The following is a 15,850-nucleotide window of genomic DNA, read 5'->3' as shown; positions in this document are numbered from 1 at the left end:
CGCGACGTTTCCGCATTCCGTCTCTCTGCGCCCGCTTCGGTCTGATGGCATTCACTGCGCTGGCTCTTTCGGGTTGCCTGATGGTGGGCCCGAACTACAAGCGCCCGAAAGCCATTGTCTCCGCCGGCTTCAAGGAGTTGCAACCCGCTGCCGGGTGGACCGCTGCCAATCCACAGATGGCGAGCTGGCCCAAAGGCGAATGGTGGCGCGCCTATAACGATCCCATTCTGAACCAGCTTGAAGCGCAGGTTGCCCTGAGCAACCAGAACATCAAAGAATATGAAGCCAACTACCGCAAGGCCCGGGCTGCGGTCACTGCGGCGCGAGCAAGCCTGTATCCAAGTCTTGCAGGCAGCGTAAGCTTTGCACGGAACAGTCAGGGCGGCACGGCAAGTTCTACCTCGGGAACGCAGTATAGCGGTTCGACACGAAACACCTATGCCGCCCAGGTCTCCGCTGACTGGGACCTTGATCTGTGGGGCAAGATCAGACGCCAAATTCAGGAACAGGTTGCCGCAGCCCAGATCAGCGCCGCCGATGTCGCCAATGCGCGTCTCTCCTATCAGTCCGAACTGGCTCAGGATTATTTTTCTCTCCGTTATGAGGAGTCCCTGAAAACTCTCCTGGAACAGTCCATGGGTCTTTATGAGCATGCTCTGGCGATCGTTCGGAACCAGCATTTTGGCGGCACCGCGAGCGGCATTGACGAGTATCAGGCGACGAACACCCTTCAGGAGGCTCAGGCCAACGCAACCGCGACAGATGTGAACCGCGCCGAATACGAACACGCCATCGCGGTCCTGATTGGGAAAGCCCCTGCCGACTTCTCGCTCGAACGCTCGAAAATGCCTGCAACAATACCGGGCGTGCCTGTCACGCTACCGGCCACCCTCCTCCAGAGACGACCCGATATCGCAGCGGCCGAGCGGCAGATGGAGGAATATAACGCGGAAATCGGCGCCGCCATTGCCGCGTTCTACCCTGACGTGTCACTGTCAGCGGCGTATGGCTACAGCGGCACACCTGTACAATCACTGGTTCAGGTTGCAAACCGGATCTGGTCGCTCGGAGCCTCTGCAAGCGAAACCCTGTTCGAAGGGGGTGCCCGCACAGCCGCCGTTCAGGAGGCCAACGCGGATTATGACGCTGCGGTCGCCAATTATCGGCAGGTCGTGCTCGCCGCGCTCCAGGATACGGAAGACCAGCTTTCCACGCTCCGCATTCTGCAACAGCAGGGCGACCAGCAGCAGGCCGCGGTGATCTCGGCGTTAAAGGCGGCCGAAATCGCGATGAATGAATATCGTTTTGGAACGGCAATTTATACGACCGTCATTACCAGCCAGCAGACGGCCCTGAGCGATCAGGAATCTGCCCTCCAGATTCAGGAAAATCGTCTTCTGGCCAGCGTCAAACTGATTGCCGATCTTGGAGGTGGCTGGAGCGCACAGGCCCTTCCCAGCAAATCGTCCCTGCAACTGGATAATCCGCTCGTGCCAGCTTTCCTGGAGAGGAAATAGGCGTTCCTGCAGAAAAGGAGGATCTGGTTGTAATTACACCGCACCCGCGATGAGAGTGGTGTGCGGATCAGTAACGACATCCCATTTTCGTCGGAGGTCGTTCCTCGTCTTGGGCATGATCTGCATAAGGCCCATTGCGCCCATGGGTGATGCGGCTGCATTTCGTTCTGGGTGCAAGTAAGATCGAGGACAAAGACCTGCGTGCAAGAGCATGTGCGATTGCCGCAACGCGCCTCCCCTCGCTTCGTTCAGCCGGAATTCAAGGGCCGATGGAGGCCCCTGTTGAGGTCGCATGAGTTGGAAACTTCTTCCTGATGAACGTCTGCTTTTGAAGAGGCAGTCCGATTGTTCAGGCTGGCGCCACAGGATTGTAAACGACGAGGATCAAGTCAGGGCGACCATCCACGCCGAAAGTTGAAACTTCGAAGCTCTGCGGACCATGAAGCGGATGATACATGATCTTGGCGGCATGTTCGGACGCATACACCGTCTCATCCTGCCACATCGCGCTGAACTCCGGACTTGAAACACAGAGTTCCCTCACCAAGGGTTCGATGGCTGTTGCAGCGCCTGCCCGGGCGGAATCGACCCGGAATGCGCTGACAATAAATCGCGCGGTATTTTCCCAGTCTGGATGCAGTTGCCTCGTGCGGGGATCAAGAAAAGTCAGACGGAGAATATTGCGCTGTTCCGGTGGCAGCAACGCAAAATCCGTCATGAGTTCCGTGGCTGCCCTGTTCCAAGCCACCATGTCCCAGGTGGCACTTCTGATGAAGCCAGGGCTGGGATCAAGAGCATCCAGAACACGCTGAAGACGGGGCGTAACATCCAGACTGTGTCGGTAACAGGGTTGTGGAGGACGGCCCAGTCCAAGCAGGAAAAGATTTTCACGCTCTGCATCCGTCAGCAACAAGGCGCTCGCAATCCGTTCCAGCGCTGCGGAGGATGGTGTTCCGCCACGCCCCTGCTCAAGCCAGATGTACCAGGTCACGCTGATATTGGCGCGCTGCGCGACTTCTTCCCGTCTAAGACCCGGTGTTCGCCGCCGTGTGGACGAAAAACCAAGAGCCGCAGGATCAAGCCTGAGGCGCGCTTTGCGAAGGGCGACGCCCAGAGCGTTCTCGTTCGGGAACTGCGTGCTCATCCTGTTAAGCCTTATACTACGATAACCTCACACCTTTACCACCGTAGAGAAGGGCGGCTCATCCTGTCTTTCCACAAGCGCGCTGCACAGACCGCTGTGGCACTTCAGATTTCAAAGCGTCGAAAAGGCGAAAAAATGTCCATGAGTCCAGCATCACCCCTGCGGATCGCAATTCTCGGCGGGGGCCGGCTCGGGAGCGCGTTCGCCTTTCATCTCGTCCGGAACGCCCATCATGATGTGACAGTCATTGCCAGGCCTGACTCTGTCCGGCTGGCGCAATTGCAGCGTGACGGGGGGATCGTCACAACGGACGGCGAGCGGGCCTCAACCACCGTCACCGACAGGTTTGATGAGACCGTGCCCTACGATCTCGTTACGGTTCCGGCACCTCACACCGTGCAGCTTCTGCCATCCCTGCGGCGCAGTGCTGCAAGGGCGATCCAGTTCATGCTCATGACCTTCGACCCTGAGCATCTTCAGCAGGCTGTGGGTGTGGAGCGGGCGGCTCTGGGCATGCCGTTCCTTCAATCCACTATGGATACGCAGGGCAGGATCAAGGTCACGATGGGGGGCGCCAGCCGACAGACGCTGACGAGTGATCCATACCTGGCGTCAATCTTCAAAGCGGCAGATCTGCCAACGCGGTATGAAGACAGGATGGCGCTCTGGCTGCGCTGTCATGTGCCTCTTGGCGTGGCGTTCGAGAGTATTGCTGTTGCCGGAGAGCGTCGTGGTGGTGGAGCACCCTGGCGCCGTGCATGCGCTGGGCCTCCGGGCCTGTTTCGGACTGATCCGCAGTCAGGGTTATGAACTCTACCCGCGCGGAAAAGTCAGGCTTGAGCGGCTGCCGGTTCCTGTCGTGGCGGCTATGCTATGGGGTCTGTCTCGTGTCATGGCTTTTCGCGTTCTCCTCGCGACAGGCGAAGCCGAATGCTGCGCCCTGATCGAAGAGATGCTGGTCGTTACCGGCGATCCTGCGGTGCAGGTAAACTGCGACGCAATCCGCGCGATGAAACCATCAGCATAACAGATATCATTTTGCCTCCTCCGGTCAGATCGGGCAAACCCCGCTGGCACATTGCAGATGCGCCCAGTCGACCACCTCCCTGACATCATCATCATCATCCTGAATCATCGCAGTAATAGCGGCAAAGCGTCCGGCTGACACTTCTTCTTCCGGCAAATATTCATAGCCAAGATCAGAATCTGCCCGGCTCGGCAACACCGCACAGCAGCGCACATGCGGCTGGTGCGTTGCCACCATGGTCCGGAACCCGTCGAGATCATGCCGATCGGTGTAGATCTTGAGCGTGTAGGACACCTGATTGCCCTGTTCCGCTCCGATCCAGTATTTCTCCAGCAGTTCCAGCCAGCGATACTGCTCTTCCGGGGTAGCCTCAGGCGCGGTGACCACGCGGTCCCCCATGCCGAGACGCTGGATCAGCGGCACGGTCGGGAAACCCACGATGCTCATGCCGGGGAAACTGCGGAGCGAGCGCACCGGATACCCCTTGCGCTCATAAGCCGGGAGCAGCGGATCAGTCCCCGCTTCCCATGTGCCATCTTCGCGGCGCACCCCTTTGAACTGCACCCAGCGCAGATACTGCCGTCGTGCCGGAAGATGTGCACCTTCAGTCAGACCGAACAGCTTGGAGGTAGTGCCAGCCGGTTTGACGGTCGTGACCGTGACCGGCTTGGCTGTGTCGGTTTCCTGCGCATAGGCATTCGCCTCCCCCTTCGCGATGCTCGATAGTTCCTGCACTGCACGCCAGAAAGACGCAGCGCGTTCCTCGTCCAGCAGATCGCGGAAGTCGAGGCCGAAACGCACCCATGCCCATTCATGCAGCCCGGTCGGACCAATGCCGATCCGATTGGTCCGACGGACCTCCTCGCCATACAGCGCGTCCATACGGTTGGCTCGTAGAAGCAGCCGCACACCCAGACGCACGGAATCCCGCACGCGGGCATCCCAGACTTCAGCGATTTCTTCCGGCACAGAACCGGGCGCCACATCATCAAGGGCAACCGGGCAGGCCAGTAGCGGTGCGAAGTCGCCAATCACGCAATAACCACCCGTCACGTGCAGGGTGATTTCTCCACACGGATTGGTCGTGACCGGGAAGCGCGCCCTGGCAGCACGTCCTGCGAGATCTGCCAGCAGAGCGGCAGCCTCCGTCGCATGATAGCGCGCAGAGCGGAAATCCCGCCCATCCGCATGGACCGCCTTCTGTCGGGCGCTGCCGGTGCGGCTATCCTCCAGCCTATCACCATTGATGAAGCCCGGTTCACCATTGATCCACGCACAACGGGTCGCCTCAGCGAACACGGCGCGGGCGTGATCGGCCAGCGAGCCTGTCTGTGCGGGATCATTCACACAATCCCAGAACTCGCGATCGACCATGACGGAGTGGTTGGCCGTCCACAGGCCGCCCTCTTCCTTGGCACGAATGAAGCGCAGCACCTCGGTATCGCGCCAGGATTTGGTCGCCATGCGCGCGGCACGGCGGGCACCGCCGACCTGAACCTCGACGGACAGGTAATGATCCACACGGAGCGCCTGCTCCCAGAGCGGCATGGCATTCTCGCGTGCGGCCTCGATCACATGTTGGCGGACGTTCAGCAGTCCCCGCAGCAGCGAGACAGGACCAGAGGCTGGCCGGCCCTGCATGCCGGCAATCGGACTTCCGGCGCAGCGAATGGCGCTGAAATCCAGCACCAGCATCCGGTCCTTCTCGCCACGAAAGGCCATGGCTTCGATCGTCTCGACGGCCTTGCCCCAGCCTTCCCGGCTGTCCTCAATGACGTGGACGATGGCACCCGTCTGATCCGGTGCTGCGGTCAGAACGACCTCATCCAGAAACGCCCGAACCTGAGAGTCCATGTCGGCATCGAATGTTTCCAGCGCCGTGCCCCAGGGCACGATCTGCATGTCGAGGCCAAAGCGCAGCAGCCCTGCACGCTCACGTGGATAATCCGGATGATCGGGCGACAGAACGAAATGCAGATCGGGAGCCTGTGCCCAGTCGACGACACAGAGTTCATCGTCATAGGCACGGCCGACACCGGAGCCGTTCAGCAGCAGGTAGAACTTGGCAAAGGAGCAGATCGCCGTCGCGCAGTTGGTGAACATCTCCATGTTCCGCCCCGGCTGCCCGCTATCGCCGTGCTGGAGGTGACGACCCGAAGTGAGCAATGCACCGGTCGCGATGGCATTGCGCAACTGCATGATCTCACGCTCATCGACCGCTTCCAGCAGACCGGCATTGCCTTCCGCCACCCGATCGGCAACCCGGCCGAAATCTTCATGATCGGCGGGACGAAACACGGTGCGACGGCCCACCGCCTCCCCTATGCCTCGATCAAGCGCACGAGCCGGTAGAGGCCGGGTGCCGAAGGCGCCTTCGAACGGATGACGCACGGCGATCCGTCCGCCCTGCCCGCTACCAAACAGCGAGAAATCTCCGTCCATGCACCGGCTCCATCGTTTAGGCGAGCGTAGCCCATAACGGACAGAATATCGCTCATATTGTGGTCGTACAGGCATCATGACACCATATCTTGTGCCATGCACGGGTAAAGTTGTGGCTCGGAAGGCATCATCCGCTGAGAGCCAGGACTTTCCTCATGCGACTCAGGCTGCTTTTTTGTCTCGCCCGTCTGGAGCAGAGTCGGGACACTGGCCGCGCGCCGACGGTGTCGCCGCCGAACTGCCCGAAACCTCCTCACCAACCGGCCGGTTCCCTATTTTCTACGGCGATCGGATTTCACGTCTCTTGCAGCGTTGCCTGTCTCCGTTTCTCCTCGGGCGAGGCCATACCCGACCTAAAGCATTTCCACCGCACTCAGGTTCAGAAGAAATAATCTAATTCATTGTTTTCAGATCATATTTACCCGTTTAAATGATTTTATTTGAGCGGGATCTGCTCGAGTCACTGGTGATATGGATGTCCTGAGCAGTCTGTTCACGGCAGCCATGGAGAAGGAAACGTTCTCTATCCCGGACTTCGTAATTTCTCTGGTTATCCGGACCGATCAGGGAAAGCGAACGGCTTGTAAATATTGTCGCTACAGACAACGGAGATTTCACCGCACGATAGTTTTCTGCATCATTTACATCCCCTGCTGCTGCATATTGCGCGATGTAAGGATAGGCGTTTCCGCCCTCATTGGGCGATGTAAGGAAGATTTACGTCACCTTCCGAAAGCGGACCACATACCCCTCCACCAGAACGCCATTCTGTAAGTAAAAAACGCCTGCTACCACACGCTTATTATATCGGCGCTGGCTGCATGGGACTCCGAAAAATGGGTCTCAACGAATAGTAACACCACGATGGGATGTCTGACTCACGGTCGGTCAGTCCTGATGGATGTAGAACTCGACGGGCACGGTCAGTGTGATGGGATCACCCTCGACGCTGTCTGGCGGAACAGGCAGTGGCTGGGCACGACGTGGAAGGGCTATGGCTTCCTGATCAAGCAATACATGCCCGGAACTGCTGGCCAATGTGACCGAGAGCACATGGCCCTTACGGTCCATGGAGAAGGTCACGGTCGGCACACCTTTCTGATGATCGGCCATGGCCTCGGACGGGTAACGCTTGAACTTCTCCAACTGCGCGAGCAACGCACCTTGCCAGCTCACCGGGTCATGCGAGGCATGTGACGATGAGGAGCCCGGAGCGGGAGCGGCCTGTGTCGGAGCTGGGGGCGCCTCCGTTGATGGCGGGGCTGTGGTCGCCTCGGCGGGTGGGGTCTTGTCAGGCACACGCTGTTTCAGATGCGGCACGGGCTTGTGTTTCTTCACAGCCTTGAGCGGCTTTTCCGGTTTTGGGACTGGAACCGGCGGATTGGGCGCGGGGGACGGCGGTGCGGAAATCTTTGGCGGCTCCTCCGGTGCGGGGTCAGAGGCGGAGAGTGTCTGCTGCGGTCCGGGCGACACATCTGTCGGCGGTATCGGCGCAGACACCGGTTCGGGTGCCATGTCGATGGCGATTGCAGCGGATGGCGGTTCGGGGACCGCCATCACGGGCGGTGGCAGACGCATGATCCACCAGATTGCGCCACCACTCACGGTCAGCACAGCCAGAAAGGACAGGCCCCAGCGTAGGGTATCCGCACGTTGCGCGAGACGCAGCCGTCCCCGCTGCCAGTCCTCAAAGGAAGACGGGACGTGATCTTCCATAGAGCCGGGCACGCTCACTGTCCCCACGATATCCGCCGAACTGTTCACGGTGTATTTCCAGGGCCGGAGCTGACTGCTGGCACTGAAGCACCGGCAGGAATGGTGGCGCCTCCCCCTTCACTACCCTCCTCCTGTCCCTGCAAATTGACCAGAGCGACCTTGAGGTAACCAGCCGAACGCAGCTTATCCATCACACCCATCAGCGTGCCGTAATCGACCCTCCTGTCGGCGCGGAGGAATATGCGTTCGTCCTTGTTGCCCTTTGTCGCAGCCATAAGCGCGGACGGAAGCGTATCGGCTGCAATGTCGTCCTCTCCCAGCGCCAGACCATGATCGGCCTTTACCGTCAGGAACACCGGATCATCGGGACGCGGTGTCGGTTTTTCGGTCGAGGATGGCAGATCGACCGGCACGTTCACCGTAGTAAGCGGTGCCGTGACCATGAAGATCACCAACAGGACCAGCATCACGTCGATAAACGGTGTGACGTTGATCTCATGGGCTTCGTGCGGGCTCTCGTCAGTGTGGCGGATGCGGATCATGGCCGATTACTCCCCGGCAACACAGGAACCGATACGCACGATCTGCCCGCTGCCTGTCAGGGCCTGAGCCCGTCCCAGATCGCGGGAGACCAGACGCATGACCAGCGCCGTCAGGTCCGCCACCTGCGCTCGGCACGAGGCTGACTGGCGGGCGAGATGGTTGTAGATCACCACAGCAGGAATCGCAGCCACCAGTCCAAGTGCTGTGGCCAGAAGGGCTTCGGCAATGCCGGGCGCAACGACCGCAAGGCTGGTCGCCTTGGTGGCAGCAATGCCTGTGAAGGACGTCATGATTCCCCACACCGTGCCAAACAGGCCAATAAAGGGTGACGTCGCGCCGATGGTGGCCAGCAGACCCGTGCCACGCATCAAACGTCGTCCCTCAGCAGCTTCAAGACGTTCAAGATGCAGGACGATACGCTCCTTGAGACCGTCGCGATCATCGGGAATATCCCGCGAACGCTCACGTTCGGTCTCGGCCGCCATGACCAGCATGTGGGCAATCCCGCCATCGCGGGTGTCCACCTTTCCCCGGTCGAGGCAGCCAGCACTTTCCAGATTCCGTTCCGCTCGGGAAAGACGGCGCCTTACACTGAAGAACTCCACTGATTTGGCCAGGAAGATCGCCCAGGTCAGCAGGGACGCCAGCGTCAGAAGCATCATCACGCATCGCACGACGTGACCAGCATTCAGGAACATATCCCACGGAGAAAACGAAACGGTCATAACAGACTTCCTTTGAATATCAGTCGGGCTGTCTGCCGGAACCTGGCAGCAGGCTGACAACTGCAAGAAGGGGATGCGGGTTCAGCATCACCCTTGCCAGAGGGACCAGCAGGCCGGCCCACCAGCCCAGAACGAACGCCACGGCACAGGCCGTCAGCGACAGCAGACTGGCCCACAGCAGAAATCCGAACCCGCCCCCCTCGTTCCAGATGGCCAGACCCAGAGTCACAACCAGCAACAGCCCCGCCAGCAGCCGCACCTGTGTCACCCGGCGGGGCAGCAGTTCAGCCGTGCCTGTCACACGGCGGTGTGGAAACTGCGTCAGTGCCAGCAGCGCAAAGGCGAGGAACAGCAACAGTCCAAGGAACGTGCAGAACAGGAAAGCCGACATCATGCTGTTTCCGATGCCACCGGGCGGCTGCCAACGGCCCCGTTCTGCATCCGGCGGGACAGTTTTACTGCTGTCAGCAAAGCCAGAGCCCCACCAGCCAGCAACACCCCGTCCATGCCGGCTACCGGCCAGAGATAACGATGAAACAGGGTGTGCAATGGATGATCGCCCGTCGTTATCCAGTTCAGAACCACCGCCGTGAGAGCGAGGGCAGAAATCGCGGCACTCTGCCCGATCCACACCCGGCGGGGCCACATCCAGCCATGCAGGAACGCCGCGATCCAGACGAGGTAGAACGCCCAGACCTCCAGCGCTGCACGCTCCAGACCGAAGACCTGCGCACCGGGTGGCAGCAGACGATTGGCGATGAAGAACGCCAGCGTTGCGAGGATAATTCCGGTCACGGAACCAGCTGTCAGCCCTTCCACCAGACGGAAGCCGAAATTCTCACCCTGTTTCTTTCGTCGTGACTCCAGCCAGAACAGGAAACCGGTTGCGATCAACACGCAGCTCCCCAGTCCCAGCACAAAATACAGCCAGCGCAGGACCCAGTGATGAAACTCAATGAGGTGCACCCCACTCAGAAATCGCTGTGCCCGCATGATCGGAGTCAGGCGAGGCGACCGCGAGAGGAGTTCGCCTGTCGGGCCGTCGAACGCTACGACATCTCTGTCAACGACGACCTGCCTTTCGTTTCCACGAAAGAAAGCAATCCGGCTCGTCGTCATACCGGGATTGGCCACCAAAACCAGATGGGGCTCGTCTCCGCCCCATAACGACCGTGCCCGCATGGCTGTCTCATCCAGCGAAACGACCGGCGCTCCGGGATTCCCATGTTTTACGGACAGAAATGAAAGACCATTTGAATCAAAAAAATAAGCACGCGTGTTCGGATAAACGGCGCTCACACCGGCTGGGAAATAGGTTGCCCCCAAAATGACCAGTCCGGAAAATGTCAGAACGATGTGAAAGGGCAAGCCGAACACACCAGAAATATTATGGAGATCCAGCAACAGCCGTCGTGGGTTCGCGCGTGGCCGAAAAGTGAAGAAGTCCACAAATATCTTGCGATGAATGATAACGCCGGTAACGCACAGGACGAGCATGGCCATAGAGGCCAACCCCACCACACATTCACCTAAATTCATCAGTTCAGTGTTGAGAGTATAGTGAAATGGAAAAATAAATCCGGTCGCACCTAACGTTCCAGCGTCCGGCAACTCACGCCCCGTCACAGGATCAATGTCACGGATGATCGTTTTTTTTCTGGTCCCATAGTGCGTGTGAAACACCGCGTCTCGATCACTCGGCAAGGTCACGTTCCAAAACGCTGCTTTCGCCGAGATCGCTTCCTCAAGCGAAGAACGAAAACTCTCAAGCGGCAATGTGCTGACAGCAGGAGCCAGACGAGTAGCCGGTTTCATCCACAGATCGATCTCACTATCGAAAACTGAAAGTGTACCCATCCAGAATATTGCAAAAAGAATGCTTCCCAGCACCACGCCTGCCCACGTGTGCAGCCAGCCCATGGAGCGACGAAAATCTTGCTTCATACTCAGCCCCCATGCCCGACAAAGGCGGTAAGTCCATAACCGGAGGCAATGAGCAGCGAGAGCACCGCGACAGGCCGCCACAAGGCACGTGCCGCAAAGACCCAGAGAATAAGACAGAGGTAAAACGCAAAAACGAGAATGATCCCGAGTGTGACGGCGTCTGCACGTGGCATGCCCAAAGTCACAAGCAGAAGGCAGAAAATGGCCATAGCCGAGGATGAGGCAAAATATCCTCCGCCGGTAGCAAGAAGGATCCGGCCAATCACTTTGAATCCTGAACTGGACATCAGAAATCCGCCATTACCGCGAAACGGACCGTTCTTGGTGCACTTAACGAAAGATAATTATACCCGCCCGAATTCCAGTAACGTTCGTTTGTTACGTTATCGACATTGAGAAGCAACGTGATCTTGCCGTCTTTCGACGCAGGATTTTTCAACCCGTAGCGGGCTCCCATATCCAACCTTACCCATGCGGGTATACTTCTGCGATTGGCGCCAGTTTCGATATATTCCGAATGTGTGTACATAATGTCGGCTGTGACTGAAAGACGCTTAATAAACGGCACATCGTAATCCAGTCCCATATTGAAATTGACGGGAGAGGTATTAGCAGCACGCTGGCCGTCAGTGGCGCCACCTTGAGTATGCGTGAGGATCGGGTCCAGAAGCATCAGCCCACCCGTGGCACGCAGCCCATGCACGATTTCTCCGGCAATATTGAGTTCCAGCCCGCGATTACGCTGACTGCCATTAACGGACATTGTGTTGGTGTTGACGTCCGTAACCGTACTAGGTTGCGATATCTGGAATACGTCAAATGTTACAATGAATTTTTTCAAGTCTGCTTTTACGCCAACCTCGTACTGGGTTGATTTGTAGGGTGCAAAAATCTCTCCCGAATTAGCATAAGTTGAGGCAACAGTGGTCCCCTGCTGGAGGCCCTGAATCCAGTTGCCGTAAATCGAGACATTCTTCAGGGGCTTGAATACCGCGAGCACCGCGGGACTGATCGCCGTCCTGTCATAGATGCCGGTTTTTGTCCCCACGTGGTCCGAACCGGTATTAGCGCTTTGAACGCGCTGTACCCGCAAACCAGCCGTTACCTGAATACGCTTATCCAGTGCCGAAATCGTGTCGACGAATGCGAGACTTGACAATGTCGAGACACTTGTCGTCCCAACACTGCCTGGAACAGAGATCTTATTTCCGGATGAGTACGCAGCCACTCCATTGTAAACATTCAAATTATATGCGGGAAGGGCTGTATTAACCCCAAATACTCGCCCAAAATCAAGATCAAGGCGGTTGGCCGAGAATGCCAGTTCTTGCGTGACTGGACCGCTGACAACTTTGCCACGCACTCCGACCTCAGCCGTCAGATAACGGGCACGTTGTGCAACCCCGACGGGCGTTGCGCCTTTTGAATTACCCGCCCGATCATTGACGACGATCTGCTGGAAATACGCGCCCCTGACGTTGTAATCATGAACACCGACACTACCATATGCAGTAAAATTTCGAAAAAGATCGAATTCGCCACGAAAAACACCGAACAGATCTTCTCCGCGCACATAAGTGCCGGGCAGATTAAAATTCCTCTTCGCCCGACCCGCATCCGGAACGGGAATACCAGACGCAAGCTGAAAAAATGGTAGAACGCCGTCAATATCGCGATACTGATAGCCAAAATCAGTCGATAACCGGAACCGGTGAAGGCGTAAATCGACCCCTGCTCCCACCAACGCCGTTTTCATGTCGTTATAGGGAATTGCGGTCGGACCGGAACGAATCATGCCATTGATGCGGACGCCAAGCTGTTTTTCTTTACCAAAGCGTCGGCCGACATCGGCGTGACCTCCAAACTGGGCGTTTGAGGTGTAGTCCGCTTCGATTTTTGAGATTGGTTTGTCGTGCGCGCGCTTGGGCACGATATTGACGACCCCTCCGATCGCCCCACCGGGAGACATGCCATTGAGTAGCGCGGCAGGACCACGGAGAACCTCCACCCGTTCAGCCAGTTCGGATACAGTGCCGCCAAGAGGCATCATTCCGTAAAGCCCACCATAGGAGATATCCACGTTATCGACGTTGAAACCGCGTATCTGCAGCCTCTCCACGCCAGCGGTCCCCGTCGCGAACCCGGCTCTGACGGATGGGTCATCCTTTAATGCGTCACGAATACTTCTGATCTGACGCTCTTCTATAAATTCCTCAGTATAACTCGTCTGATTGAACGGCGTGTCCATCACATCGCGGTTGCCGAGCATCCCGAGCTGGCCACCACGCGCAATCTCGCCACCAGGAAGGGTTGGTGGCAGGTTGCCGATCATAGCGGTGGAGGGAATGGCCGCCCGGTAAGTTCCTCCCACCCGCACCGGCCCAAGCGTGATGGTGGAGGACGGTTCCACTATCGAAATACGACGACCTGAGCGCGAAAACGTATAGCCACTGCCCGCCAGAATACGGGAAAGGGCCTCATCTGCCGTCATGGTGCCGGACACGGCATTCCCACGTAGTCCTTTGACCTTGGTCATGTCGTAGAAGACCTGCAACCCGGCCTTGCGGCTCAGGGCAAGCAGAGAACTATTGAGGTCACCTTCGGGAATATTTACCGAGATTGTCGGTTGAGCTTCAGCACGAGTGGCAGGCAGGTCCTGCGCACGCGCCGGGATATCAGAAACGAGAAGACCCGCAAACGCCAGCGTCGTTCCAGACATCAGTCCACAAAGAGCTGTTGTGTAGTTTCTGCCACGCCCTGCCGATCGGCGTGCCTTTTCAAAGTTCATCCTCTTCCCACTCCACGAGGCCTTCCCGGCGTAGCCGCGAATGAATTGCATTTGCTTCATGGAGTAGGACGTCTGAGCGTGAGGGACTCAGTAAGGTTTTTTCATCTCCTTCATTCTTTTTTATTTATCTCTTAATTTACAATATGTTATCGAATCAGAAACTGCAGCAGTCACCAAGGCCATTTTTCTGCTCAGCTCATTGAAACAAAGGCACACATCAATAAATCACTGTGACCAGACCACCTACAGAGATCGTCTTTAGGTGGAGCTCCTGGCTGATCGTCGTCAGGGCGCTCTCAACATCCGCACAGGCGAACACGCCACTTACTCGCCGGTTGACCAGACTACGCTTCGCCAGCACTATCCGGCCGTGCCGATAGCGATTTAGGCGGTCAATGACGCCGGAAAGGGGCTCATTATCAAAGACAATCTGACCAGTACGCCATGCTGTCAGTATTGCAGTGGGTACCTCATGGGGCCCACCCAGACCATCGCGGTCGTAATGCACTTTCTGCCCTTCTGAAACGATAACTGATCGTAACCGGCTGCTGCGATCCTGCGCGGTGACACGCACATTGTGCTCGGTCACGGTCGTGTCCACATCGGAACCCTCTCGCGCGACCATGAACTGTGTGCCCAGCGCGGTTGAGGTGCCACCCGCTGCTTCCACGACAAAAGGCCTGTGCTCATCCCCTGTCACCGGTGCAACAGTGAAATAAGCTTCTCCGCCTATGAGTAGGACGCGACGTTCATTTGCCGAGTAACGGATGCTCAGAGCCGCATGACTGTCCAGCTCGGCGATGCTGCCATCATCGAGCTGGACAGTGCGAATTTCGCCTCTCCCCGTCGTGTAATCGGCAAACCAGCGGGCAGGCTCGACCCAACCCGCGCCAATGCCAAGACCCAACACAAATAACCCGGCCATACCTGCGGCAGTCACGTGCGTAGAAGCTCGGCGATGGTGCGCTTTTTTCTCTCGACCGCCAACGTCGAGATCCGACCACAGACCGGACGCTCTCCGAAAAGCTGCATCATGCAAAGACGACGCAGATCGCCACGTGTCAAAAGCCTGCTGCTCTTCGAGCGTCAGTTTACTGCCACCGCGACGAATAACCCATTCCGCAGCTTCAGCATCGATCCTGTCCTGCTGGTCATCAGTGGTGTCTGTCATAAGCCCGGCTTTCTGATCGCGATGGGGCAACTACAGATAAGACGTCCGAACATCACGAAAACAGTAAAGAAAAAGACAGGGATCAGCGCGGCAGTCGCGACAGAAGATGGCGAAGCGCCGCCGCAAGATGCTTCTGCACCGTACTTTCCGATACTGCGAGTTGTGTGGCCACGGCGCGATAATTCAAACCGGTTACCCGATTGAGCACGAATATCCGCCGCGTGAGGTGCGGCAATTCATCAAGGAGAGCGGCGATCTGGCGGATCCTTTCCCTCGCCGCCATAACGTCTTCCGCAGAGGGGCGGTCATCAACTATGTGCGCAAGATCATCGACAGGGACGCTGGACGTCTTGCGGCGACGCACTGACCGCACATGGTCGATCACAAGATTACGAAGTGTGCTGTAGAGGAACGCACGACAGGCTTCCGCCGGAAGGGCCTCGCCATGCTCCATGAAACGGATGAAGGTCTCCTGTACGAAATCAGCGGCGAGATCACGGTCGTTCAACTGCCTGCCGACATAGTCAGCCAGTTCACGCCGGTGGCTCGAAAACAGCCTGCTGATTCGTGTTCTGTCCACTCTTCGTGGTCATCCAATCTGGTGATACCGATCAGGCGGGTAGCATAGTTAAGAACTATTCGCAAATTAGACATGCCTAGGTGTTTAGTTTCGGGATTTGATGGTGCATTATTTTCACGCGAGTGGAAGGAAGCATTAAGAAGTGGTCCCCATTTTTCGGACAGGTGGCTAAGCTATCCCCCGACCTGAGCGAGGACGGGTTTTATGGGGAAGGTTACGCGGAAACGGTATTCGGGTGAATTCAAGTCTCGTG

15 protein-coding genes are annotated in these 15,850 nt (G+C 57.7%); 3 read left to right on the top strand and 12 right to left on the bottom strand.

All coding sequences use genetic code 11. The features are described 5' to 3' along the window. Positions 1 to 44 precede the first annotated feature (44 nt). Complete coding sequence (locus tag GOB81_RS12900; RefSeq protein WP_408736934.1) at positions 45 to 1,517, top strand: efflux transporter outer membrane subunit; 1,473 nt, start codon at positions 45 to 47, stop codon at positions 1,515 to 1,517. Between the two features lie 33 nt (positions 1,518 to 1,550). Here GOB81_RS12900 and GOB81_RS17900 read toward each other — a convergent pair whose 3' ends face one another. Next, entirely contained in the window at positions 1,551 to 1,730 is a 180-nt protein-coding gene (locus GOB81_RS17900) for a transglycosylase SLT domain-containing protein (protein WP_277876924.1), read from the bottom strand. 136 nt (positions 1,731 to 1,866) lie between these two features. Then, the gene (locus GOB81_RS12890) at positions 1,867 to 2,661 is read right to left on the bottom strand and encodes a helix-turn-helix transcriptional regulator (RefSeq protein WP_173570838.1); all 795 of its coding nucleotides are present in this window, start codon (positions 2,659 to 2,661) and stop codon (positions 1,867 to 1,869) included. 141 nt (positions 2,662 to 2,802) lie between these two features. Between GOB81_RS12890 and GOB81_RS12885 the strand changes: the two genes are divergently transcribed. Together GOB81_RS12885 and GOB81_RS12880 are read left to right on the top strand one after the other, a co-directional pair. Further along, positions 2,803 to 3,471 carry a ketopantoate reductase family protein gene (locus GOB81_RS12885; RefSeq protein WP_173570837.1) on the top strand — a complete coding sequence of 223 codons (669 nt, stop codon included), beginning with the start codon at positions 2,803 to 2,805 and terminating at the stop codon, positions 3,469 to 3,471. Next, positions 3,416 to 3,688 (top strand): hypothetical protein, encoded by a 273-nt coding sequence (locus GOB81_RS12880; protein ID WP_173570836.1) that lies wholly within the window; start codon positions 3,416 to 3,418, stop codon positions 3,686 to 3,688. Before GOB81_RS12885 ends, GOB81_RS12880 begins: the two co-directional genes overlap by 56 nt. Positions 3,689 to 3,712: 24 nt before the next feature. Here GOB81_RS12880 and GOB81_RS12875 read toward each other — a convergent pair whose 3' ends face one another. The 10 genes from GOB81_RS12875 to GOB81_RS12830 form a co-directional block, all read right to left on the bottom strand. After that, on the bottom strand, positions 3,713 to 6,130 hold the full coding sequence (locus GOB81_RS12875) for a recombinase (RefSeq protein WP_173570835.1): 2,418 nt from the start codon (positions 6,128 to 6,130) through the stop codon (positions 3,713 to 3,715). 888 nt (positions 6,131 to 7,018) lie between these two features. Beyond that, positions 7,019 to 7,846 carry a TonB family protein gene (locus GOB81_RS12870; protein ID WP_173570888.1) on the bottom strand — a complete coding sequence of 276 codons (828 nt, stop codon included), beginning with the start codon at positions 7,844 to 7,846 and terminating at the stop codon, positions 7,019 to 7,021. Between the two features lie 44 nt (positions 7,847 to 7,890). Continuing rightward, complete coding sequence (gene exbD / locus GOB81_RS12865; RefSeq protein WP_242010263.1) at positions 7,891 to 8,388, bottom strand: TonB system transport protein ExbD; 498 nt, start codon at positions 8,386 to 8,388, stop codon at positions 7,891 to 7,893. A gap of 6 nt (positions 8,389 to 8,394) precedes the next feature. Continuing rightward, complete coding sequence (gene exbB, locus GOB81_RS12860) at positions 8,395 to 9,114, bottom strand: tonB-system energizer ExbB (protein ID WP_173570834.1); 720 nt, start codon at positions 9,112 to 9,114, stop codon at positions 8,395 to 8,397. A gap of 19 nt (positions 9,115 to 9,133) precedes the next feature. Further along, positions 9,134 to 9,508 carry a DUF3325 family protein gene (locus tag GOB81_RS12855; RefSeq protein WP_173570833.1) on the bottom strand — a complete coding sequence of 125 codons (375 nt, stop codon included), beginning with the start codon at positions 9,506 to 9,508 and terminating at the stop codon, positions 9,134 to 9,136. Beyond that, a complete protein-coding gene (locus GOB81_RS12850) occupies positions 9,505 to 11,058 on the bottom strand; it encodes a PepSY-associated TM helix domain-containing protein (RefSeq protein WP_173570832.1) in 1,554 nt (517 codons plus the stop codon). The genes GOB81_RS12855 and GOB81_RS12850 overlap by 4 nt, the downstream gene beginning before the upstream one ends. A 2-nt stretch (positions 11,059 to 11,060) precedes the next feature. Beyond that, a complete protein-coding gene (locus GOB81_RS12845) occupies positions 11,061 to 11,345 on the bottom strand; it encodes a hypothetical protein (protein ID WP_173570831.1) in 285 nt (94 codons plus the stop codon). Next, the gene (locus GOB81_RS12840; RefSeq protein ID WP_242010262.1) at positions 11,345 to 13,846 is read right to left on the bottom strand and encodes a TonB-dependent receptor; all 2,502 of its coding nucleotides are present in this window, start codon (positions 13,844 to 13,846) and stop codon (positions 11,345 to 11,347) included. Before GOB81_RS12840 ends, GOB81_RS12845 begins: the two co-directional genes overlap by 1 nt. 217 nt (positions 13,847 to 14,063) lie before the next feature. Further along, the gene (locus GOB81_RS12835) at positions 14,064 to 15,017 is read right to left on the bottom strand and encodes a FecR family protein (protein ID WP_173570829.1); all 954 of its coding nucleotides are present in this window, start codon (positions 15,015 to 15,017) and stop codon (positions 14,064 to 14,066) included. 82 nt (positions 15,018 to 15,099) lie between these two features. Next, positions 15,100 to 15,597: a sigma-70 family RNA polymerase sigma factor gene (locus GOB81_RS12830; protein ID WP_173570828.1), complete on the bottom strand. Its 498-nt coding sequence runs from the start codon at positions 15,595 to 15,597 to the stop codon at positions 15,100 to 15,102. Positions 15,598 to 15,850: the final 253 nt, after the last annotated feature.

The organism is Acetobacter conturbans (assembly GCF_011516755.1).
In the GTDB taxonomy this organism is placed as follows: Bacteria; Pseudomonadota; Alphaproteobacteria; order Acetobacterales; family Acetobacteraceae; genus Acetobacter; species Acetobacter conturbans.
Note: the sequence above shows the minus strand (reverse complement) of the source record. Positions and strands in the feature narration are given on the sequence as shown.